This window comes from Citrobacter sp. C348 (assembly GCF_047467975.1).
Lineage (GTDB): Bacteria > Pseudomonadota > Gammaproteobacteria > Enterobacterales > Enterobacteriaceae > Citrobacter > Citrobacter gillenii.
The window spans coordinates 221,429-243,522 of the sequence record NZ_JASJUJ010000003.1; the positions used below are offsets into that span (position 1 = coordinate 221,429).

Consider the following 22,094-nt stretch of genomic DNA (forward strand, 5'->3'; position numbering starts at 1 on the left):
GCGTAGCCAACAAAAATGCGGCTTGAAAGACGACGGGTATGTTATTCAGGGGACGTTAAATGATGAAACAATGGTCACGCCACCTGCTCGCCGCGGGTGCTCTGGCACTGGGTATGAACACCGCCACAGCCTCCGACAACAACACGCTCTATTTCTACAACTGGACCGAATACGTTCCGCCAGGACTGCTGGAGCAGTTCACGAAAGAGACCGGTATTAAGGTTATCTATTCGACCTACGAGTCGAACGAAACCATGTATGCCAAACTCAAAACGTATAAAGACGGCGCCTACGATCTGGTGGTTCCCTCCACCTACTACGTGGATAAAATGCGCAAAGAAGGCATGATCCAGAAGATTGATAAGACCAAGCTCACCAACTTCAACAATCTCGATCCGGACATGCTCAACAAGCCGTTTGACCCAAATAACGACTACTCCATTCCGTATATCTGGGGAGCAACGGCTATTGGCGTCAACAGCGATGTCATTGATCCGAAAACCGTGACCAGCTGGGCCGATCTGTGGAAACCGGAATACAAAGGCAGCCTGCTGTTAACCGATGATGCGCGCGAAGTGTTCCAGGTAGCGCTGCGCAAGCTGGGCTACTCCGGTAACACCACCGACCCGAAAGAGATTGAAGCCGCGTATAACGAGCTGAAGAAACTGATGCCTAACGTCGCGGCGTTTAACTCAGACAACCCGGCAAACCCGTATATGGAAGGTGAAGTCAACCTCGGTATGGTGTGGAACGGATCAGCGTTCGTCGCGCGTCAGGCGGGCACGCCGCTGGAAGTGGTATGGCCGAAAGAAGGCGGCATTTTCTGGATGGACAGCCTGTCTATTCCGGCGAACGCCAAAAACAAAGAAGGTGCACTGAAGCTGATTAACTTCCTGCTGCGCCCGGACGTGGCGAAAGAAGTGGCCGAAACCATCGGTTACCCGACGCCAAACCTGGCGGCACGTAAGCTGTTAAGCCCGGAAGTGGCTAACGATAAAACGCTGTATCCGGATGCTGAAACCATCAACAAAGGTGAATGGCAGAACGACGTCGGTTCCGCCAGTGCGATTTATGAAGAGTACTATCAGAAGCTGAAAGCAGGACGCTAATTGCCGTCCCCGTAGGCCGGATAAGACGCGCCAGCGTCGCCATCCGGCGAATCATTGCCCGATGGCCCGATGGCGCTACGCTTATCGGGCCTACGCCATCCGGCAAAAAAAATCACAACCCTTTCAATAACTTCTCAACAAACTCGGGCACCACCTGGCTTGCCGGACCGTAATATTTTTCTTCGAACTCGCTGCCTACCTGGCTCGGCTCAAGGTTAAGTTCCACCGTATGCGCCCCTTGCAGGCGCGCTTCGTGCACAAATCCGGCCGCCGGATAAACATGCCCGGACGTACCGATCGCGATGAACACATCCGCCATCGCCAGCGCCATATAGATTTCATCCATCCCCAAGGGCATTTCGCCAAACCACACGACGTGCGGGCGCAACGGTGCAGGAAACTGGCAGCAATGGCACTTATCTTCCGGGGTCACATCTCCCGTCCAGTCCAGGATCTGTCCGCTTTGCGAACAGCGCACTTTGAGCAGTTCACCGTGCATATGGATAACGTTCTGGTTACCGGCGCGCTCATGCAGGTTATCGATATTCTGCGTCACCAGCAAAAAGCGGTCGCCCAGCTCTGCTTCAAGTTTTGCCAGCGCAATGTGCGCCGCGTTGGGTTGGATTTCAGGCTGTTGTAGCTGAAGACGACGTGCGTTATAAAACGACTGCACAAGTCCCGGGTTACGCGAAAATCCTTCCGGAGTCGCCACGTCCTCCACCCGATGTTCTTCCCAGAGACCATCCGCAGCGCGGAAGGTACGAATACCTGATTCGGCGGAGATCCCCGCCCCCGTCAGGACTAATACTCTTGGTTTTTCCATCAATTCAGGCACCACTCTGTCTCTGAAAAAGATCCGTTGACGCAGGCGATCGCGCATATGGCGTTTATTTTTACGAAAACGGCTTAACCGATGACCCCGACGCGACAGCATAACAACCTCTTTGTATTAATCGGTAAGATGTAGGAAAGCAGCTCCACGCATTCCACCCGCATCACCATGGCGTGCCCGTTCAATACGCGGCACGCGGGCAACCGGCAATAAATGGCGTGGCAAACGGTCTGCCAGTTGCGCCGTTATCGCGGTAAAATTCGACAAACCACCGCCAATGACCACTAAATCCGGATCAACGATAGTCAGAATATTCCCCAGACATACCGCCAGCAAATCGAGATAGCGTTCGACGTGGGCAAGCGCCTGTTCATCACCCTGCTCCCAGAGCGCGATAATTTCACGGGCGTCCAGCGGTTGATGGGTGTAATGCTGATACAGCCAGGCAAATCCGCCACCGGAAAGGTAGCTCTCGATGCAGCCTAACTGACCGCATCCACAGCGACGCAGCGGGAAGTCAAATCCCATTAGCGTTAACGCATCTACCGGCAGGCGTATGTGACCAAACTCACCAGTAATATAGCTGCGTCCGGTGATGGATTTGCCGTTCAGCACCAGGCCGCCGCCAACCCCCGTGCCGAGGATTAACCCCATCACTAACGGGTACTGGGTGAATTCATCATCCCAGGCTTCGGAGAGGGCAAAACAGTTGGCGTCGTTGTCCAGACGTACATCGCGGTCAAGGCGAGCGCTGAGATCGGCGCGCAAAGGTTTTCCACTGGCCGCAGGAACGTTAGCGGCATACAGAGTACCGTCTTCGGTTTCTGGCATACCGGGAATACCAATTCCCACCGACCCTTTAACGCCAAATCGCTGGTCGGCTTCCATCACCAGGTTGCACACCGCATCGAGGAAAGCGTCATAGCTATCGCGCGGCGTAGGAACACGTGTTTCCCATTGCAAACGACGTTGATTATCGAAGACGCCTAACGCAATTTTTGTCCCACCGATGTCAAATCCGTAATACATCTCCGCTCCTTGATGCCGCTATTGTATAGGGTACTGTTACTGACCGCTAAGTACTCTTGCCGGATCAATATTACTGGCGCGACGCGCCGGATACCAACTCGCCAACAGGCTCAGCAATAATGCTGTAACCAGCACATAAATAACGTCCAGCCAATGTAATTCCGATGGCAGGAAGTCAATAAAATAGATATCACCGGACAGGAACTGATGGCCAATAAGCGCCTCAATACCGTTAATAATCGGCGTCAGTTGCAGCGAAACGACGATACCAATCACCACGCCAATCAGGCTACCAAACAGTCCTGCCAGCAAGCCATACCAGACAAAAATGGCACGGATCAGCCCGTCTTTCGCGCCCAATGTTCTTAATACCGCAATATCGCCGCTCTTGTCTTTTACCGCCATCACTAACGTCGAAACAATATTAAAACAGGCGACACCAATCACCAGCACCATCGCCAGGTACATAATGGCGCGGATCATCTGAATATCACGATACATATAGCCGTAAGTACCAATCCAGCTTTTAATATAAACGTAGTTATTGGTTACCTCACCGGCATCTCTGACCAGCTTATTGGCATTGAAGACGTCGTTAACTTTCAGCGCAATACCCGACACGCTGGAGCCCATATCCAGATACTGCTGCGCATCTTCCATTGGGATCATCGCAAAGCTGTGGTCGAGCTGACCGCTCAACTGCAAAATACCGATGACGTGTAACCGAACGCGTTTGGGCTGCATCAGCTTGTGATCGGCACTGGCGTTAGGGATCATGATTGACACCCAGTCACCCTGCTTCACCTTCAGCGCATCCGCAATCCCTTTACCTATGATTATCTGCTGCTCACCGGCTTTGAAATTATCCCAGGCATGGTTCTGTACAAATGTGGGCAGCGCACTCAAACGTTGTTCCTGTTTGGGATCGACCCCTTTCACCTGCACCGCGCGTAAATTTGCGCCACTTTCCACCAGCCCGGTAAAGTTGATATAGGGCGCCGCAGCAGCAATGCCCGGCACCTTCTGTACTTTATCCAGCGCTTCCTGCCAGTTGTTCCACGGCTGGTTAACCGCTTCGATCTCACCGTGCGGGACAACGGCCAAAATGCGGTTGTTCAACTCGCGCTCAAAACCGTTCATCGCACTCAAACCAACAATCAATACCGCCACTCCCAGGGCGATACCGATGGTAGAAATCACAGAGATCAGTGAAACCATGCCCCCACGCCGCCGACCACGGCTAAAGCGTAAGCCAATCAATAACGATAAAGGCGCTGCCATTACTCAGCTCCCATCAGGCTCAGTTCGGCCGTCAGGCGACCATCACGCATTTCAAGCTGGCGGCTCATGCGCTTCGCCAATTGCAGATCGTGGGTCACCACCAGAAATGCCGTCCCCTGAGAGCGATTCAGCTCCCCCAGAAGCTCAAAAATACTGTCCGCGTTGCGTGCATCAAGGTTACCGGTGGGTTCATCCGCCAGCACCAGACGCGGGTTATTGACCAGCGCACGAGCAATCGCCACGCGCTGGCGCTCACCGCCCGACAGCTCAGACGGGCGATGGCTGGCACGATGATCCAACCCTACCGCTTTCAGCATATTGCGTGCACGCTCGGTAATTTCAGCCGGTTTTTTCTTGCCAATAAGTAGCGGCATCGCCACGTTTTCCAGCGCGGTAAAGTCCGGCAGCAGATGGTGAAACTGGTAAATAAAGCCGAGCTTTTGATTACGCAGTTCCGCTTTTGCCGTCGAAGAGAGTTTACTCATCGGCTGTCCGCTAAAAATAACGTCGCCCGACGTTGGCGTATCCAGTCCGCCCAGCAGATGCAGCAACGTACTCTTACCGGATCCAGAGCTGCCGACAATCGCCACCGTTTCACCCTCACCGACGCTAAAACTGACATCGTGCAGCACATCAGTTTGCACGGTGCCTTCCTGATAGCGTTTGCACAGGTTGTCGCATTGCAACAGGATCTTATTCATAACGTAAAGCCTCAGCGGGTTGAGTGGCGGCGGCGCGCCAGGAAGGATAAAGCGTAGACAGCAGCGCAATGGCCATGGCCACCAGCGCAATGACGACAACCTGTAACGGCTCAATGGCAACCGGCAGCGCAGCGCCATCCAGCAATGCCCCAATGATCGGCATCAGGTTGTTCAGTTGGCTGGCAAGTAATGCCCCCAACGCGGCACCCAGTAGCGCGCCAATAATCCCGGCGCTGGCCCCCTGCACCATAAACACCATCATGATTTGCCGCGGCGTAAGTCCCTGGGTTTGTAAAATCGCCACTTCGCCTTGCTTCTCCATGACCATCAGGCCCAACGAGGTAATAATGTTAAACGCCGCGACCGCCACGATCAGGCTCAACAGCAGCCCCATCATGTTTTTTTCCATCCGCACAGCCTGGAATAATTCCCCTTTGCGCTCGCGCCAGTCCTGCCATTTGGTGCCTTGCGGCAGCGTTTGCTGGCTCAACGTGTCGACCTTCAGCGGTTCATTCAGCCACAAACGCCAGCCGGTAATATTGCCCGCCGGGTAGCGCATCAGGCGTGACGCATCCTGAATATTGGTCAACATCTGATAGCCATCGACTTCACTGTTGGCGGCAAAGGTGCCAATTACCGTAAACAAACGCTGGCTTGGCAGACGTCCCATCGGCGTGAACTGGCTGGCTGACGGCACCATAACGCGGATTTGATCGCCACGACTCACGCCCAACTGACCGGCAAGCTGCTCGCCAAGGATGACATTATACTTACCCGGCTCGAGATCGGTTTGCTTCACATTGACCAAATACGGCGTAAGCGGATCTTTTTGCGTCGGGTCGATGCCCAGCATCACGCCAACCGCTACGCTGCGCGCGCTTTGCAGAACCACATCACCGGTTGTCAGCGGGGCAATACGATTGACACCGCTCAGCTTCACCGCGTTTTCCGGCAGCTGTTGCGGGTTCAGAGAACCCTGCTCTGACGAGAGAATGGCCTGAGGCATCAGGCCAAGAATATTATTTTGCAGCTCACGCTCGAAACCGTTCATCACCGACAATACCGTGACCAGCGCCATTACCCCAAGAGTAATGCCAATGGTGGAAAGCCAGGAAACAAAACGACCGAAGCGATCTGCTGCACGCCCACGCATATAACGCAGGCCGATGAATAGAGCGACAGGTTGATACATGAAATCCGTCTGGTTGCTGTTAGCAAAGTCACGAGTATATAAGCGAAAGCGGAATGGGTAAATGACTGAACCGTAAGTGTTCGTCAGCATTATTCTGAAAAGCATAAACAAATCAATTCGCTAAAGTGAACCACCTGCTCATCAGGCCTAATACCTGATCTTTATCTGAAAAAACAAAAATGCAGACGGTTACGCATTACAGCGACGCCTGCCATCCGCAGGATAGCAGGTTATGTTTAACACTACGGATACGTCGACGTAATGATAAAAAAAGAGCTATGGATTAACCAAATCAAAGGGTTATGTATTTGCCTGGTGGTCATTTACCATTCCGTGATTACCTTTTACCCCCATCTCACCAGTTTTCAGCATCCGCTGTCAGAACTGCTGACCAAGTGCTGGATTTACCTCAATCTTTACCTGGCTCCGTTTCGCATGCCGGTGTTTTTCTTTATTTCGGGATATCTGATCCGTCGATACATCGATGGCGTGGGCTGGACGACCTGCGTAGATAAACGGATCTGGAATATTGCCTGGGTACTGCTGCTGTGGGGAATGGTGCAATGGCTGGCACTCACCATGCTCAATCACTGGCTGGCACCAGAGCGCGATCTGAGCCAGGCCGCCAACGCCGCGTATGCCGGTTCCGTCGGCGACTTTTCCTGGGGCATGCTGACCGCCAGCACCAGTTTATGGTATCTGTATGCGCTGATCGTCTACTTCATTCTGTGCAAACTTTTCAGCCGCTGGGCGCTGCCGCTGCTGGCTCTGTTCGTATTGCTCAGTGTGGCGGTCAATTTTTTTCCGACGCCGTGGTGGGGAATGAATAGCGTGATACGTAATCTGGCGTATTACAGTCTCGGGGCATGGTTTGGCAGCACGCTGATGTCAGGGATTAAAGAGGTTCCGCTGCGCCGCCACCCGATCCTGTGCTCGTTGACGATGATTCTGGCGGTCATCGCATGGCTGGCCAACGTTTCGCTGCTGCTTTCATTGGTTTCCATTGTGCTGATCATGAAGCTGTTTTATCAGTTCGAGCAACGCTTCGGTATGCGTGCGGCCAGCCCATTAAGCGTGATCGGCTCTAACACAATCGCCATCTACACAACCCACCGAATTTTGGTCGAACTGTTCAGCTTAACGCTGATTCCCGTCATCAATCATGCTAAATGGTCTGCGCATGCAGAACTGGCCCTGCTGCTGATTTATCCGTTTGTCTGTTTGCTGCTGTGTACTTTGTTTGGCCTGCTGGTACGCAAAATTTCACAAAAAACCGTTGCCGACCTGCTGTTTTCCCCACCCTCTTTATCGGCCGCCTCGCGCTAACCTTGACGCGCTTTTTGCCCCCATCAGGGGGCGAATCAATTTGCTTATGAGAAACGTTTGCGGATAATAAGAACATTGCTTATCAGACGTATATCTAAACGAGATCCTGACAACCTAATGCCTGAACAACATCGTTACACGCTCCCGGCGAAAGCTGGCGATCAGCGCCAGTTAGGTGAACTTACCGGTGCCGCCTGTGCCACGCTGGTGGCAGACATTGCCGAACACCACGCCGGCCCCGTGGTACTCATCGCACCTGACATGCAAAATGCCCTGCGCCTGCATGACGAAATTCGCCAGTTTACCGACCAGATGGTGATGAACCTCGCGGACTGGGAAACGCTCCCGTACGACAGTTTTTCACCGCATCAGGAAATCATCTCCTCGCGGCTCTCCACGCTATATCAACTGCCGTCCATGCAGCGCGGCGTGCTGATCGTACCGGTCAACACGCTGATGCAACGCGTGTGTCCGCACAGCTATCTGCACGGTCACGCGCTGGTGATGAAAAAAGGTCAGCGTTTATCGCGTGACGCGCTGCGTGAACAGCTGGAAAGTGCCGGTTATCGCCACGTTGATCAAGTTATGGAACACGGTGAATATGCCACGCGCGGTGCACTGCTAGATCTATTCCCGATGGGCAGCGAGTTTCCCTATCGTCTTGATTTTTTTGATGATGAAATTGACAGCTTGCGTCTGTTTGATACCGATACCCAGCGCACGCTGGAAGAAGTCGACGCCATTAATCTGCTGCCCGCGCACGAATTCCCCACCGATAAAACGGCTATCGAACTGTTTCGCAGCCAGTGGCGCGACACCTTTGAGGTAAAACGCGACGCGGAACATATTTATCAGCAGGTCAGTAAAGGTACGCTTCCTGCCGGGATCGAATACTGGCAGCCGCTGTTTTTCAGCGAGCCGTTGCCGCCGCTATTCAGCTACTTCCCGGCCAATACGCTGCTGGTGAATACCGGCGATCTAGAAACCAGCGCCGAGCGCTTTCAGGCCGACACGCTGTCGCGCTTTGAGAATCGGGGCGTTGACCCGATGCGTCCACTTCTGCCGCCGGAATCACTGTGGTTGCGGGTGGATGAGCTGTTCTCTGAACTGAAGCGCTGGCCGCGCGTACAGCTTAAAACCGAAAGCCTGCCGAAAAAAGCGGCGAATACCAACCTGGGCTTCCAGAAGCTGCCGGACCTGGCCGTCCAGGCGCAGCAAAAAGCACCGTTGGATGCATTACGTAAGTTCCTTGAAGCCTTTACCGGCCCGGTGATTTTCTCGGTAGAAAGTGAAGGCCGCCGCGAAGCACTCGGCGAACTGCTCGCCCGTATCAAGATTGCGCCGAAGCGCATCTTGCGCCTCGATGAAGCAGTCGATAGCGGCCGTTATCTGATGATTGGCTCAGCGGAACATGGGTTTATTGATAGCCAACGAAATCTGGCGCTGATCTGCGAAAGCGATCTGCTCGGCGAGCGCGTGGCGCGCCGTCGTCAGGAGTCACGTCGCACCATCAATCCGGATACTCTCATCCGCAACCTGGCGGAGTTGCATCCCGGTCAGCCGGTGGTGCATCTGGAGCACGGCGTAGGTCGCTACGCTGGCATGACCACGCTGGAAGCAGGCGGTATCACCGCTGAATACCTGATGCTCACCTATGCCAACGACGCCAAACTGTATGTACCGGTGTCGTCATTACATTTAATCAGCCGTTACGCCGGTGGTGCAGAAGAAAATGCGCCGCTGCATAAACTCGGCGGCGACGCCTGGTCGCGCGCGCGGCAGAAAGCGGCCGAGAAAGTGCGCGATGTGGCAGCAGAGCTGCTGGATATCTACGCTCAGCGTGCGGCGAAAGAAGGCTTTGCCTTTAAGCATGACCGCGAGCAGTATCAACTGTTTTGCGACAGCTTCCCGTTTGAAACCACGCCCGATCAGGCGCAGGCCATTAACGCAGTGCTCAGCGACATGTGTCAGCCGCTGGCGATGGACCGACTGGTGTGTGGCGACGTGGGCTTCGGTAAAACCGAAGTGGCGATGCGCGCCGCCTTCCTCGCCGTCGAGAACCACAAACAGGTCGCCGTACTGGTGCCGACCACCCTGCTCGCTCAGCAGCACTTCGACAACTTCCGCGACCGCTTTGCCAACTGGCCGGTGCGTATTGAGATGTTATCTCGTTTTCGCAGCGCCAAAGAGCAAGCACAGATCCTGGAACAGGTCGCTGAAGGTAAAATCGATATTCTTATCGGTACCCACAAGCTGCTGCAAAGTGATGTGAAGCTTAAAGATTTGGGTCTGCTAATCGTCGATGAAGAACACCGCTTCGGCGTGCGGCATAAAGAGCGAATCAAAGCGATGCGCGCTGACGTGGATATTCTGACGCTAACCGCAACGCCGATCCCTCGCACGCTGAATATGGCGATGAGCGGTATGCGCGATCTGTCGATCATTGCCACGCCGCCCGCCCGCCGTCTGGCGGTCAAAACCTTTGTGCGCGAGTATGACAATCTGGTGGTACGCGAAGCCATTCTGCGTGAAGTGCTGCGTGGTGGTCAGGTCTATTATCTGTTCAACGACGTTGAGAACATCCAGAAAACTGCCGACAGGCTGGCAGAACTGGTGCCGGAAGCGCGTATTGCCATCGGGCATGGACAGATGCGCGAGCGCGAGCTGGAACGCGTGATGAACGATTTCCATCACCAGCGATTTAACGTGCTGGTGTGTACCACCATTATCGAAACCGGGATCGACATTCCGACTGCCAACACGATTATCATCGAACGTGCGGACCACTTCGGTCTGGCGCAGCTGCATCAGCTACGTGGTCGCGTGGGACGCTCGCATCACCAGGCCTACGCCTGGCTGCTGACACCGCACCCGAAAGCCATGACCACCGACGCACAAAAACGCCTCGAAGCCATTGCCTCACTGGAAGATTTGGGTGCAGGTTTTGCGCTGGCGACCCACGACCTCGAGATTCGCGGGGCAGGCGAACTGCTGGGTGAAGATCAGAGCGGATCCATGGAAACCATCGGTTTCTCGCTGTATATGGAACTGCTGGAGAACGCGGTGGATGCGCTCAAAGAAGGGCGTGAGCCATCGCTGGAGGATCTCACCAGTCAGCAGACCGAAGTAGAACTGCGCATGCCGTCGCTGCTGCCGGATGATTTTATTCCCGATGTGAACACGCGGCTGTCGTTCTACAAACGCATTGCCAGTGCCAAAGGCGAAAACGAACTGGAAGAGATCAAGGTTGAGCTGATCGACCGCTTTGGCCTGCTGCCCGACCCAGCCCGCACGCTGCTGGATATTGCCCGTCTGCGCCAGCAGGCGCAAAAACTGGGCATCAGAAAGCTCGAGGGCAATGAAAAAGGCGGTACCATTGAATTTGCTGAGAAAAACCACGTCAACCCGGTGTGGCTGATCGGTTTGCTGCAAAAACAACCACAGCACTTCCGCCTGGACGGTCCCACTCGGCTGAAGTTTATTCAGGACTTGGCCGAGCGTAAAACGCGTATGGAGTGGGTGCGTCAGTTTATGCGCCAACTGGAAGAAAACGCCGTAGCGTAACCATCAGGCCGGGTGAGTACAATATTCACCCGGCCGATGAATTTACAAACTCTTTGCACTTCCCTGCACTTCCCGACACAGCAAACCGCCATAATTCCTGTTTACTTTTACATGATAAAAACCACGTAAAAACAATGGACTTATGGCAATGTTAAACAATAAGCAATTCTCTCGCTGGCTGACGTATTTTACGCTTGCCGCGTCTCTTGCGCTGGCGCTTCCGGCCCAGGCGAACACCTGGCCGCTGCCTCCGCCAGGAAGCAGACTGGTGGGTGAAAATACCGTACACGTTGTCGAAGATAACGGCGGTTCACTGGAAGCCATTGCGAAAAAGTACAATGTGGGTTTTTTAGCGCTGCTACAGGCTAACCCTGGCGTCGACCCTTTCGTGCCAAGAGCCGGTAGCGTATTAACCATTCCGCTGCAAACCCTGCTACCGGATGCCCCGCGCGAAGGGATTGTGATTAATCTTGCCGAGTTGCGTCTGTACTATTATCACCCAGGTAAAAATTCGGTGACCGTGTATCCGATTGGTATTGGTCAACTGGGCGGAGATACCCTGACTCCCACCATGGTAACCAGTATCTCTGATAAACGTGCCAACCCGACCTGGACCCCAACGGCCAATATCCGCGCCCGTTACAAAGCCAATGGTATCGACCTGCCTGCCGTCGTCCCTGCGGGTCCGGAAAACCCGATGGGCCATCATGCCATCCGCCTGGCGGCTTACGGTGGAGTCTATTTACTTCATGGTACCAACGCTGATTTTGGTATCGGTATGCGCGTCAGCTCTGGCTGTATTCGCCTGCGCGACGGTGATATTGAAACCTTATTCCGTCAGGTTACGCCAGGTACCAAGGTCAATATTATCAACACGCCAATCAAAGCCTCTGTTGAACCCAACGGCGTGCGCCTCGTAGAAGTGCATCAGCCGCTGTCGGAAAATATTGATGACGATCCGCAGGTGCTGCCGATCGTACTGAACGCGTCGATGAAGACGTTTAAGAATGCGGCACAAACGGATGCCTCCGTCATGGAACACGCTATGGAACTGCGTTCCGGGATGCCGGTAGACGTAACGCGTCATCACGACGTCAGTCAGCAGTCACTGTAAACAGTTGCCCATAAAAAACCCCCGCTGGATGTTATTCCGCGGGGGTTTTTTTAGTTAACTCGCAGTGGCATTGCGATGGGTTAAAACTTATTTGTAGATTACCGCTGTACCATGAAGAGTGTTAGGACCGGTCACAGAGGTAATACGGAACGATTTCGCCCCCATCTCATCTGCTTTCTGTGCCAGTTGATCTTCCAGAGAACCTAAGTTAGTCCCCGCATTCGCAGAGATAATCCCTACCTTCTGTTGGCCTTCAGGCGTGGCCTGAACTTCTACAGCGGCAAAGCTGGCAAATGAAAGTGAGCTCAGAACCGTAGCAAGTAGCAGCGTTTTTACGTTTTTCATAATAGTGACCTTATGCAGATGAATGTCTGTCGAAAAGATTAACTTAACGATCGATAGGGAAATCATAGATGTGATCCATGTCACACGTCAATGTTTTTTTATAACGATCGTTATATAAAATGCAAAGGTCTTATTTTTCATATCAATAGAAACAAATTATTTTTATCGTGAATACACTGGAGAGTGTGGGAAAATATTTTTATAATGATTGTTCAATAAACCCAACCAGGTACGACGGCACCATGACAACTGAAACGACAGGTTGTGCAAAAAAAAGCCGTGGCCGACCAAAAGTGTTCGACAGGGAAGCCGCGCTTGATAAGGCCATGACACTCTTCTGGCAGCACGGATATGAAGCGACCTCGCTCGCCGATCTCGTGGAAGCAACCGGTGCCAAAGCGCCCACGCTGTATGCGGAATTCACCAATAAGGAAGGGTTATTTCGTGCCGTGTTGGACCGCTACATCACCTGCTTCGCTGCAAAGCACGAAGCCCAACTCTTTTGCGAAGAAAAAAGCCTCACCTGTGCGCTGGAAGACTATTTCACGGCAATCGCCAGCTGCTTCACCAGCAAAGACACGCCGGCAGGATGTTTTATGATTAATACCTCCGCAACGCTTGCCGCCTCTTCCCGCGATATTGCGCACACGGTGAAATCCCGCCATGCCATGCAGGAGCAAACGCTGACCCAGTTTCTTCGCCAGCGCCAGCAACATGGCGAAATTCCGGCACACTGCGATCCGCAGAAACTGGCCGAATTTCTGAACTGTATTTTACAAGGTATGTCGATCAGCGCCCGCGAAGGGGCAACTTTTGAGAAACTGATGCAGATAACCCGGACCACGCTGCGTCTGTGGCCTGAACTGCTGAAAGAAGAAACCGCGCCTCTGGCCTGAACTCCGCATTAACCATCTGATAAAAAAAGCCCCCCAGCCTGAGCGAATGGGGGGCTAATTAATGTACAGAGCAAGACTATTTTACGCGTTGTTATTCAGCACCAACTGGCCGTTGTTATCCAGTGGGATTTGCGAGCCAGGGTCTTTATCCATGCGGATTTTGCCCTGCTGATCGCCAATTTTGTAGGTCACGTCGTAACCCAGCATTTTTTCCGATTTGTCATACACTGTTTTACAGCGCTGCTGCGTACTGGTGTAGGTATCGTTTTCCTGCATCGAACCCTGGATCTGGTTACCGGCATAACCGCCACCTAATGCCCCTGCAACGGTGGCAATATCTTTACCGCGTCCGCCACCAAACTGATGACCGATAACCCCACCCGCAACAGCACCCAGCACTGAACCCGCAATACGATTTTCATCCTGCACCGGCTTACGGTGGGTAACCGTCACGTTACGGCATTCCTGACGCGGCGTTTTTACCGTTTCTTTAATCGGGGTCGCAGAGACAACATGTGCATATTGTGGGCCACGCTCAAACACGTTAAGACTGGCCACCGCTGCCACACCCAGCGCAGCAGCTACGCCAATCCCTATACCCGCCAACATTGATTTATTCACGGGACTTCCTCCTTTTTTGCTATTAGCAACAACTTTGCAACAGGAGATGAAAAATGCCAATCAGATTACGGATGAAAATAGCGGAACAAGGAAGCAAAGCAGCAGGATTCAGAGAACTCTTAAGGCAGGAGCCGGATGAACAGCGTCATCCGGCATCACACATCGATATTAGTGCAGTTTCAGGCGCGGGCGAATTACACGGTTGATGCTACCCACCAGCATCATCAGGCCGGTTTTGAAATAACCGTGCAGCGCAATCTGGTGCATACGGTACAGCGAGATGTAAACAAAGCGCGCAATGCGCCCTTCCACCATCATCGAACCGCGCGTCAGGTTGCCCATCAGGCTACCAACGGTAGAGAAGTTAGACAGTGAAACCAGCGAGCCATGATCTTTATACTGATACGCCTTCAGCGGCTTGCCATTCATCTGCGCCAGAATGTTGCTCATTGCGCACGATGCCATCTGGTGTGCAGCCTGGGCGCGCGGCGGGACAAAGCCCCCTTCCGGACGCGCGCAGGAGGCACAGTCACCAATCGCATACACGTCAGGGTCGCGCGACGTCTGCAGAGTCGGTTCAACCACCAGCTGATTAATACGGTTCGTTTCCAGACCGCCAATATCCTTCATAAAGTCTGGCGCTTTGATACCTGCCGCCCAGACCATCAGATCGGCTTCAATGTATTCGCCGTCTTTGGTATGCAGACCGCCTTCGTCAGCGCTGGTCACCATCGTCTGCGTCAGCACACGCACGCCCAGCTTGGTCAGCTCATTATGCGCCGCGCTGGAAATACGCGGCGGCAACGCAGGCAGAATACGCTCACCAGCTTCAACCAGCGTCACGTTCAGCGCTTCGTTGGTTAACCCTTTGTAGCCGTAGCTGTGCAGCTGTTTCACCGCATTATGCAGTTCAGCCGACAGCTCAACGCCCGTCGCACCACCGCCGACAATAGCGATATTCACTTTGCCGTTGGCGCCCAAATTCGCCGAATATTTCAGGAACAGGTTCAGCATTTCCTGATGGAAACGGCGGGCCTGATGCGGGTTATCAAGGAAGATGCAATGATCTTTGACGCCCGGCGTGTTGAAATCATTGGAGGTACTGCCCAATGCCATCACCAGCGTGTCATATGCCACTTTGCGCTCAGGCACCAACAGTTCGCCTTTCTCATCGCGCAGCTCAGCGATAGTAATGGTCTTCGCTTCGCGATCGATATCCATCACCGAACCCAGCTGGAATTCAAAACCATGGTTACGGGCATGCGCCAGATAGCTCAGTGCATCAACACCTTCATCCAGCGATCCGGTTGCCACTTCATGCAGCAACGGTTTCCACAGATGGCTGTGATTTCTGTCGACCAGCGTAATTTTGGCCTTCTTCTTGCGTCCCAGCTTTTTACCGAGCTGCGTCGCCATTTCCAGTCCGCCAGCACCGCCGCCGACAATCACGATCCTTTTCAATGGTGTAGTCAACGTGACCCCCTTAAATTTTATTAACCAATTGTTAATTAAAAGTTATAGGCATAGCCTTTAATTAACAACACGTTACGATAATGAAAATCTTCTTCGAGACTGAGAATAACACGAACGGTGCATTGGTCATACCAAATTTGATGTGCATCAAGTTTTGATGCTGAAAAGATAGACAACTGGAACTTTAATGACAAAAAAACCAGCCCGCAGGCTGGTTTTGTTAAACGTGAGTGAGTGACTAACCCAACGTTTTAAAGGCTTTGATTCGCTGCAAATGCGGGGAGATATTTTTAAATTTATGGGTCTGATCTTCGTCCCAGACAATTTCATAGTAGTGATGCAGTTCTTCGGACGAACGCTGACTGTTCAGCGCTTCATCATGCCGTGACAGAATGACCAGGCAGCGGTCACGGTTCTTCTCACGGAAATTGGTCACGCATTTTGTAGCGATGTCAGCGTACTCTTCCGGCCTGTCGATTTTGCCTTCCATGTTCTCATACGGGAACAGGTTAGGATTAAATACCACCTGGCGAATATCACACAGGAAACCAATCCGTTCCGCCCAATAACCTCCCAGACCCACACCGCAGATCAGCGGTCGGTCATCGACATTAAGTTGCAACATTTTATCTACTTCTTTCAGCAGATGCTGCATATCATGTTTTGGATGCCGTGTACTGTAGCTAATCAGCCTGACATCCGGGTCAATAAACTGTAGTTGCAACACTTTCTCGTGGTTGCCCGGACTGTTAGAGTCAAAACCGTGTAAATAGATAATCATCGCATCCTCGCAAACTTGCGTTAATGACCTGCTTTCTCTTCCTGCCAGCGTTCATGAAGCTGGTTGAGCTGGGCGCTGATTGTTTTCCAGCGATCCGAGTCCATCAGTTCCTGACGCGAAAATGAACCTTTATGATACAAACGTGTAACACGTTCTGCATTGATCGGCGACAGATTATCTAACACACTGACTGCCCCTTTACGATTATTGCAGACCAGGATCATATCGCAACCTGCATCCAGCGATGCCTGCCCACGCTCCGCGTAGCTTCCCATGATTGCCGCACCTTCCATCGACAGATCGTCAGAGAAAATCACGCCGTCAAAGCCAAGCTCCTGACGCAGGACCGTTTTTAGCCAGTGCGGTGAACCACTCGCCGGGCGGGAGTCTACTTCGCTATAAATCACGTGCGCAGGCATAATCGCGTCGAGTTTGTTTTCTGTAATAAGCGCCTGGAACACCGACATATCGTTAGCGCGAATTTCAGCTTCCGGTCGCGGATCGGTGGGCGTTTCTTTGTGCGAATCCGCCGTCACTGCCCCATGTCCAGGGAAATGTTTCCCGGTGGTTTTCATGCCTGCCGCGTGCATACCGTCGATAAAGCGCGTCGCCATCGCCAGCGCTTTTAGCGGATCGGCATGATACGAACGCTCGCCAATCGCGGCACTGATATGGCCGACATCCAAAACGGGGGCAAAACTGATATCGATGTCCATCGCAATCATCTCGCTGGCCATCAGCCATCCGGCGTTTTCAGCCAGCTTTCCACCCTCTTCCAGACCGTGCAGTGCGGCAAAGGATTGTGCCGCTGGCAGGCGGGTAAAGCCTTCGCGAAAACGCTGCACGCGCCCGCCTTCTTGATCCACCGCCACCACCAGATGATTACGTGACGCCGCGCGGATCTGACGCACTAATTCACGTAACTGTTCCGGGTCGTGGTAATTGCGGGTAAAGAGGATTAAACCACCCACCAACGGGTGCGCCAAAATCTCACGCTCTTCCGCGTCCAGCTCATACCCTTCAACATCCAACATTACTGGACCCACACTGCTCTCCTTATCCTTTCATGGTTAGCTGCCGCCAGGTGTCATCGGCCAGCCTGATAAATTGTCGATCGCCAGTCTGTTGCCAGCGATACTCAAACCACCCCGCCTTCAGCATCAGCATCCAGGGTTGCCACTGTCTGATCTGCCGCCACAAAACGTTTGGGTCAATATGCGCATGGCGGGCATAGGCGTTAACCAACTCGCGATGTTGCGACTCGTCAGCGACCCACACTGCCGCCAACTCGAGGCCGATATCGCCGTCCCCGGCATACTCCCAGTCAATCAACCGCAGACCTGACACCGTATGCACAATGTTGTCGCCGTGGACATCCATATGCAAAGGCCCCAAACGCAAGGGATGAGGTTCCCGTCGTTTTCTCAGACGCTTTAGCACACGTAACCAGCGCGATGTGCGACGCGTCGGATCACAACACTGCCAGTACTGTTCCAGCAACGGCAGCAGACTCACTCGCCAGCCAAAATGGGGTTGTTGGTGAAGATGATACAGTAAGCGCGCGAGTTCGTCGGCTTCCGGTAATCTGGAATCGACTCTACCGTGAAAATAGTCGATGGCCATCCACCCGCGCGTATAAAAATGAGGTTCAGGAGCCAGACTGTCCGGCAGGCGTTTTAGCGCATGATAGTGGCGTAAAAAATGCGACTCTGGCGCGTCAGGATCGTGATGACGGCGCAGTACGAGGCGATGGGAATGATGTTCAATGACGCAGCTCCCGCCGCTCAAGCCAAGCTTACCAGCTGCGACGGGACGATACTGCGGGAAATAGCGCGACAACACCTCATCGCGCGTCAATGGCTTATTGTTGCTGAACGGCACCTTTACCTGACCAGATTATCTCACCCGTTTGTACCAGCATTAATTGCATTTGCAGTGATGGCGTATTGACGTTACCGGATGCGCTGGAATACAGCACATACTGGGCACCGACGTTACGGGCAATGCCAATCGCTTTGCTGCGCGTGCCTAAGCTGTCGTGCGGTGATAAACCGAGTTGCTGCTTCGCTATCGCCAGTTGCTGCGCCGAAACCAGGGTAAATTTCCCGTTATTCGCCAGCGCATTGCGCAGCGTCTCGGTGGCTTCCCCTGCATTAAGTGAACCGTTAGTGCGGTTGTTCACGCTGTCGACCAGCAGAACGCCCCCGGCTTTTACGCCATCCGCCTGCAGCATTTTGCCCACCATCGGCTGCATCGCCCCGTTCCAGTCATAATGACGTACTCGCGGAGCGGGCTGCGCCGTTTGATCCTCATGTTCAATCGGACCCGGCTGCTGCGGAATGGTCGGCACTGTAGGTACAACCGGCACAGGCTGTTGCGGCTGCGCGGGCTGTTCCGGTACCGGTTTTACTTCATCTACCGGTGCAGGCTCACGTTGCGCCACACAACCAGAGAGAAATATCGCCAGCGCAGCAACCACGGCGTAGCGATTCAATTTGATCATCAAGATTCACCTCTTACAAATAAAGATAAAGTCTAACCTTGTGCGCCCCCAGAAAATTGGCGCTGCCATACAATGTCACCGACGAACGTGCCGGAATCGTAACGCTACGTGGCGCCTCCAGAGGGTGCATTTCCAGCCCTCTGGCGTCATACCAGTAAAACCGATAATGAACGGTGACGGGTTCTTGCCTTTCGTTATAGAGTCGTGAGGATGCTGAAGGCTGAATATCAGACGTGGTTAACGCAGGTTGTTCTGCTGTTATACCCGCGGCCAGTATTGTTGATTCCATCACCAGAGACTGTTCATCACTGACCGGAATTTCGGGGTGTGAACGACAGCCAGCCAGCAACAGTAAGCCCAGCGTCAGCGCGATGCATCCTCTGGTCATTATCATAGACCTTTATGTGCAAGCATTGGCCCCAACACACGGCCCCCTAGCAGATGCATGTGGATGTGATACACCTCTTGCCCACCGTGCCGATTGGTATTCATGATCAAACGGTAGCCATCTTCGGCAATACCTTCCTGCTCGGCGATTTTGGCCGCCACGGTGATCATTCGGCCCAGCGCCTGTTCATGTTCTGCCGTTACATCGTTAACGGTTGGGATCAGAACGTTGGGAATGATCAGGATATGCGTGGGTGCCTGAGGTGAAATATCACGAAACGCGGTTACCAGTTCGTCCTGATACACGATGTCTGAGGGAATTTCACGACGAATAATTTTGCTGAATATAGTTTCTTCTGCCACGACGTTTTCCTTTTTCATTAACAGCCCATGCGTTGTGCCATGCTACGCCGAGCGACTCTGCGAGTATAGAGTATGAGCGAGTTACTCACGCTCTTTCAACTTTAACCCCCGATTTTTTAAGCAAAAAGCTCCCCCTCCGCTGTTCTTATAACCATTTACCGCCGCTATTGCTCAGACATAGTACTGAAACAATATTTCATTTATCTCTGTAGCATCTGTTTACACGTTGAATATGAATGCGTATATTTCGCATTTGCATTTACATACAAATTTAATAGTTAACAACAAAAGGGTTCATCGCCCGCAACGGTGATTAGAACTTAATATTAATAATTATCAAGGACTTATTGATGTCTTTCACAACATACAACCGGGATTCTCAGCGTCAACCCGCACTTGCCCCTTCCTTGCTTGCTGTCTGTATTGCCATGGCTTTTATTCCCGCTTCAGGCTTCGCCGCCAACGAAGATACGGTGATCGTTGATGGTTCAGCCACCGCAGGCTCGGCATCCGGCGAAGAACAGGATTACAGCGTGAAGTCGACGACGGCGGGCACCAAAATGCAGATGACCCAGCGCGATATACCTCAGTCGGTCACTATCGTTAGCCAGCAGCGCATGGAAGATCAGCAGTTACAGACTCTCGGTGATGTGATGGACAATACGCTCGGTATCAGTAAAAGCCAGGCTGACTCCGATCGTAACAGCTATTTTTCCCGCGGATTTGAGATTGATAACTATATGGTCGACGGGATCCCGACCTATTTTGAATCCCGCTGGAACCTCGGCGATGCACTTTCCGACACCGCCTTGTTTGAACGCGTAGAAGTGGTGCGCGGAGCGAACGGTTTGATGACCGGAACGGGCAATCCTTCGGCCTCCATTAACATGATTCGTAAACACGCCACCAGCCGCGAGTTCACCGGTAATGTGTCGGCAGAATACGGCAGCTGGAATAAACAGCGCTATGTCACTGATTTACAGAGTCCGTTAACCGAAGATGGCAATGTGCGCGCTCGCATCGTCGCCGGATATCAGAATAACGACTCCTGGCTTGACCGCTACAACAGCGAAAAAATGTTCTTCTCCGGGATTGTCGATGCGGATCTGGGTGACACCACCAGCCTGTCTGCCGGTTATGAATACCAGCGTATTGACGTTAACAGCCCAACCTGGGGTGGCCTGCCGCGCTGGAATACCGACGGCAGCAAAAACAGCTATGACCGTTCGCGCAGCACGGCTCCGGACTGGGCCTACAATGACAAAGACATCAACAAAGTCTTTGTCACGCTGAAACAGCGTTTTGCCGATACCTGGCAGACAACCCTGAACGCTACCCACTCTGAGGTTAAGTTCGACAGCAAAACAATGTACATCGATGCCTATGTCGACAAAAACACCGGTATGCTGGTCGGCCCTTATGCTAATTATGGACCTGGCTTCGACAACGTCGGCGGTACGGGGTGGAACAGCGGCAAGCGTAAGATCGATGCGGTTGATCTGTTCGCCGACGGTGGCTACGACCTGTTTGGTCGTCAACATAACCTGATGCTCGGCGGCAGCTATAGCAAACAAAACAACCGTTATGTCAATGCCTGGGATAACGTGTATCCGAACGAAGTGGGGAATTTCAATAACTTCGACGGTAATATTCCTGAGACTAACTGGCGTCCACAATCGCTGGCCCAGGACGATACCACCCACATGAAATCGCTCTACGCGGCGACGCGTGTTTCGCTGGCCGACCCGCTGCACTTGATCCTCGGCGCGCGTTATACCAACTGGCGTATCGACACCCTGACCTACAGCATGGAAAAAAATCACACCACACCGTATGCCGGTCTGGTGTATGACATTGATGATAACTGGTCAACTTACGCCAGCTATACCTCTATCTTCCAGCCACAGAACAAACGTGACAGTTCGGGTAAATACCTCTCCCCGATCACCGGTAACAACTATGAGATGGGGTTAAAGTCGGACTGGATGAACAGTCGCCTGACTACCACCCTTGCGGTATTCCGTATCGAGCAGGATAACCTGGCACAGTCTACCGGTACGCCAATTGCTGGAAGCAATGGCGAAACGGCCTATAAGTCGAGCAATGGTACGGTCAGCAAAGGGGTTGAATTCGAAGTGAACGGTGCAATCACCGATAACTGGCAGATGACGTTTGGCGCAACGCGCTACGTTGCCGAAGATAACGAAGGCAAGGCGGTGAACCCAAACCTGCCACGTACTACGGTGAAACTGTTCACCCGTTATCGTCTGCCAGCGATACCGGAGCTGACCGTCGGCGGTGGTGTTAACTGGCAGAATCGCGTTTACAGCGATACCGTGACGCCGTACGGGACGTTCCGTGCCGAACAGGGTAGCTACGCATTGGTAGATTTATTCACCCGTTACCAGGTGACAAAAAACTTCTCCCTGCAGGGCAACCTGAACAACCTGTTCGATAAGACTTACGACACCAACATTGACGGCTCTATCGTCTATGGTGAACCGCGTAACGTCAGCGTCACCGCCAGCTATCAGTTCTGATAAGAACATTGTGCCCGGCGTTGTCTCCCCGATGACA

At 53.0% G+C, this 22,094-nt stretch carries 20 protein-coding genes; 6 read left to right on the forward strand and 14 right to left on the reverse strand.

The features are described 5' to 3' along the window. The first annotated feature begins 62 nt into the window (after positions 1–62). Positions 63–1,109 (forward strand): spermidine/putrescine ABC transporter substrate-binding protein PotD, encoded by a 1,047-nt coding sequence (potD, locus tag QNN86_RS07675; protein WP_096759424.1) that lies wholly within the window; start codon positions 63–65, stop codon positions 1,107–1,109. A 112-nt stretch (positions 1,110–1,221) separates the two neighbouring features. Here potD and cobB read toward each other — a convergent pair whose 3' ends face one another. The 5 genes from cobB to lolC are packed head-to-tail and all read right to left on the reverse strand — an operon-like array spanning position 1,222 to position 6,144. Then, the gene (gene cobB / locus QNN86_RS07680) at positions 1,222–2,043 is read right to left on the reverse strand and encodes a Sir2 family NAD+-dependent deacetylase (RefSeq protein ID WP_414210880.1); all 822 of its coding nucleotides are present in this window, start codon (positions 2,041–2,043) and stop codon (positions 1,222–1,224) included. 15 nt (positions 2,044–2,058) lie between these two features. Further along, positions 2,059–2,970 (reverse strand): N-acetylglucosamine kinase, encoded by a 912-nt coding sequence (gene nagK, locus QNN86_RS07685; protein ID WP_181619225.1) that lies wholly within the window; start codon positions 2,968–2,970, stop codon positions 2,059–2,061. Positions 2,971–3,006: 36 nt separating this feature from the next. Further along, positions 3,007–4,251: a lipoprotein-releasing ABC transporter permease subunit LolE gene (lolE, locus tag QNN86_RS07690; RefSeq protein ID WP_096757411.1), complete on the reverse strand. Its 1,245-nt coding sequence runs from the start codon at positions 4,249–4,251 to the stop codon at positions 3,007–3,009. Beyond that, the gene (gene lolD / locus QNN86_RS07695; protein ID WP_115258741.1) at positions 4,251–4,952 is read right to left on the reverse strand and encodes a lipoprotein-releasing ABC transporter ATP-binding protein LolD; all 702 of its coding nucleotides are present in this window, start codon (positions 4,950–4,952) and stop codon (positions 4,251–4,253) included. The genes lolE and lolD overlap by 1 nt, the downstream gene beginning before the upstream one ends. Further along, positions 4,945–6,144 (reverse strand): lipoprotein-releasing ABC transporter permease subunit LolC, encoded by a 1,200-nt coding sequence (lolC, locus tag QNN86_RS07700; protein WP_153879773.1) that lies wholly within the window; start codon positions 6,142–6,144, stop codon positions 4,945–4,947. The genes lolD and lolC overlap by 8 nt, the downstream gene beginning before the upstream one ends. A gap of 261 nt (positions 6,145–6,405) precedes the next feature. On the opposite strand from lolC, the gene QNN86_RS07705 reads away from it, so the two are divergent. The 3 genes from QNN86_RS07705 to ldtC all read left to right on the forward strand — a co-directional run bounded on the left by QNN86_RS07705 (position 6,406) and on the right by ldtC (position 12,148). Next, positions 6,406–7,470 carry an acyltransferase family protein gene (locus QNN86_RS07705; protein ID WP_137399358.1) on the forward strand — a complete coding sequence of 355 codons (1,065 nt, stop codon included), beginning with the start codon at positions 6,406–6,408 and terminating at the stop codon, positions 7,468–7,470. Between the two features lie 117 nt (positions 7,471–7,587). Further along, on the forward strand, positions 7,588–11,034 hold the full coding sequence (mfd, locus tag QNN86_RS07710; protein ID WP_414210881.1) for a transcription-repair coupling factor: 3,447 nt from the start codon (positions 7,588–7,590) through the stop codon (positions 11,032–11,034). A 148-nt stretch (positions 11,035–11,182) separates the two neighbouring features. Continuing rightward, positions 11,183–12,148, forward strand: a complete 966-nt coding sequence (ldtC, locus tag QNN86_RS07715; RefSeq protein ID WP_096757415.1) for a L,D-transpeptidase LdtC — start codon at positions 11,183–11,185, stop codon at positions 12,146–12,148. Positions 12,149–12,235: 87 nt separating this feature from the next. Here ldtC and bhsA read toward each other — a convergent pair whose 3' ends face one another. Then, positions 12,236–12,493, reverse strand: a complete 258-nt coding sequence (gene bhsA, locus QNN86_RS07720; RefSeq protein ID WP_096759426.1) for a multiple stress resistance protein BhsA — start codon at positions 12,491–12,493, stop codon at positions 12,236–12,238. Positions 12,494–12,735: 242 nt separating this feature from the next. On the opposite strand from bhsA, the gene comR reads away from it, so the two are divergent. Next, positions 12,736–13,389 carry a TetR family copper-responsive transcriptional repressor ComR gene (gene comR, locus QNN86_RS07725; protein WP_096757416.1) on the forward strand — a complete coding sequence of 218 codons (654 nt, stop codon included), beginning with the start codon at positions 12,736–12,738 and terminating at the stop codon, positions 13,387–13,389. An 81-nt stretch (positions 13,390–13,470) separates the two neighbouring features. On the opposite strand, the gene QNN86_RS07730 is transcribed toward comR, so the two are convergent. From QNN86_RS07730 to hinT, 8 genes are all read right to left on the reverse strand, one after another. After that, a complete protein-coding gene (locus QNN86_RS07730; protein ID WP_096757417.1) occupies positions 13,471–14,010 on the reverse strand; it encodes a glycine zipper 2TM domain-containing protein in 540 nt (179 codons plus the stop codon). Positions 14,011–14,178: 168 nt separating this feature from the next. Then, positions 14,179–15,483, reverse strand: coding sequence for an NADH-quinone dehydrogenase (gene ndh, locus QNN86_RS07735; RefSeq protein ID WP_117341953.1), 1,305 nt, complete (start codon positions 15,481–15,483; stop codon positions 14,179–14,181). A gap of 238 nt (positions 15,484–15,721) precedes the next feature. Continuing rightward, positions 15,722–16,264, reverse strand: coding sequence for an alpha/beta hydrolase YcfP (gene ycfP, locus QNN86_RS07740; protein WP_182270013.1), 543 nt, complete (start codon positions 16,262–16,264; stop codon positions 15,722–15,724). Between the two features lie 20 nt (positions 16,265–16,284). Beyond that, positions 16,285–17,310, reverse strand: coding sequence for a beta-N-acetylhexosaminidase (gene nagZ, locus QNN86_RS07745; protein ID WP_096757420.1), 1,026 nt, complete (start codon positions 17,308–17,310; stop codon positions 16,285–16,287). Positions 17,311–17,320: 10 nt separating this feature from the next. Further along, positions 17,321–18,145 carry a thiamine kinase gene (gene thiK, locus QNN86_RS07750; RefSeq protein WP_414210882.1) on the reverse strand — a complete coding sequence of 275 codons (825 nt, stop codon included), beginning with the start codon at positions 18,143–18,145 and terminating at the stop codon, positions 17,321–17,323. Beyond that, entirely contained in the window at positions 18,126–18,767 is a 642-nt protein-coding gene (lpoB, locus tag QNN86_RS07755; RefSeq protein WP_096757422.1) for a penicillin-binding protein activator LpoB, read from the reverse strand. The genes thiK and lpoB overlap by 20 nt, the downstream gene beginning before the upstream one ends. 13 nt (positions 18,768–18,780) lie before the next feature. After that, positions 18,781–19,155 carry a YcfL family protein gene (locus QNN86_RS07760; protein ID WP_096757423.1) on the reverse strand — a complete coding sequence of 125 codons (375 nt, stop codon included), beginning with the start codon at positions 19,153–19,155 and terminating at the stop codon, positions 18,781–18,783. Between the two features lie 2 nt (positions 19,156–19,157). Further along, positions 19,158–19,517: a purine nucleoside phosphoramidase gene (hinT, locus tag QNN86_RS07765; RefSeq protein ID WP_096759427.1), complete on the reverse strand. Its 360-nt coding sequence runs from the start codon at positions 19,515–19,517 to the stop codon at positions 19,158–19,160. A gap of 350 nt (positions 19,518–19,867) precedes the next feature. On the opposite strand from hinT, the gene fhuE reads away from it, so the two are divergent. Continuing rightward, positions 19,868–22,057, forward strand: coding sequence for a ferric-rhodotorulic acid/ferric-coprogen receptor FhuE (gene fhuE / locus QNN86_RS07770; protein ID WP_153879768.1), 2,190 nt, complete (start codon positions 19,868–19,870; stop codon positions 22,055–22,057). The last annotated feature ends 37 nt before the right edge of the window (positions 22,058–22,094 follow it).

What these genes read in the sequence shown, in the direction of transcription:
- ycfP (WP_182270013.1), bottom strand. Translation starts at nt 16,264, where the DNA reads ATGATTATCTATTTACACGGTTTTGACTCTAACAGTCCGGGCAACCAC.
- lolC (WP_153879773.1), bottom strand. Translation starts at nt 6,144, where the DNA reads ATGTATCAACCTGTCGCTCTATTCATCGGCCTGCGTTATATGCGTGGG.
- lolE (WP_096757411.1), bottom strand. Translation starts at nt 4,251, where the DNA reads ATGGCAGCGCCTTTATCGTTATTGATTGGCTTACGCTTTAGCCGTGGT.
- mfd (WP_414210881.1), top strand. Translation starts at nt 7,588, where the DNA reads ATGCCTGAACAACATCGTTACACGCTCCCGGCGAAAGCTGGCGATCAG.
- comR (WP_096757416.1), top strand. Translation starts at nt 12,736, where the DNA reads ATGACAACTGAAACGACAGGTTGTGCAAAAAAAAGCCGTGGCCGACCA.
- cobB (WP_414210880.1), bottom strand. Translation starts at nt 2,043, where the DNA reads ATGCTGTCGCGTCGGGGTCATCGGTTAAGCCGTTTTCGTAAAAATAAA.
- fhuE (WP_153879768.1), top strand. Translation starts at nt 19,868, where the DNA reads ATGTCTTTCACAACATACAACCGGGATTCTCAGCGTCAACCCGCACTT.
- QNN86_RS07705 (WP_137399358.1), top strand. Translation starts at nt 6,406, where the DNA reads ATGATAAAAAAAGAGCTATGGATTAACCAAATCAAAGGGTTATGTATT.
- lpoB (WP_096757422.1), bottom strand. Translation starts at nt 18,767, where the DNA reads ATGATCAAATTGAATCGCTACGCCGTGGTTGCTGCGCTGGCGATATTT.
- potD (WP_096759424.1), top strand. Translation starts at nt 63, where the DNA reads ATGAAACAATGGTCACGCCACCTGCTCGCCGCGGGTGCTCTGGCACTG.
- nagK (WP_181619225.1), bottom strand. Translation starts at nt 2,970, where the DNA reads ATGTATTACGGATTTGACATCGGTGGGACAAAAATTGCGTTAGGCGTC.
- ldtC (WP_096757415.1), top strand. Translation starts at nt 11,183, where the DNA reads ATGTTAAACAATAAGCAATTCTCTCGCTGGCTGACGTATTTTACGCTT.
- lolD (WP_115258741.1), bottom strand. Translation starts at nt 4,952, where the DNA reads ATGAATAAGATCCTGTTGCAATGCGACAACCTGTGCAAACGCTATCAG.
- bhsA (WP_096759426.1), bottom strand. Translation starts at nt 12,493, where the DNA reads ATGAAAAACGTAAAAACGCTGCTACTTGCTACGGTTCTGAGCTCACTT.
- QNN86_RS07760 (WP_096757423.1), bottom strand. Translation starts at nt 19,155, where the DNA reads ATGACCAGAGGATGCATCGCGCTGACGCTGGGCTTACTGTTGCTGGCT.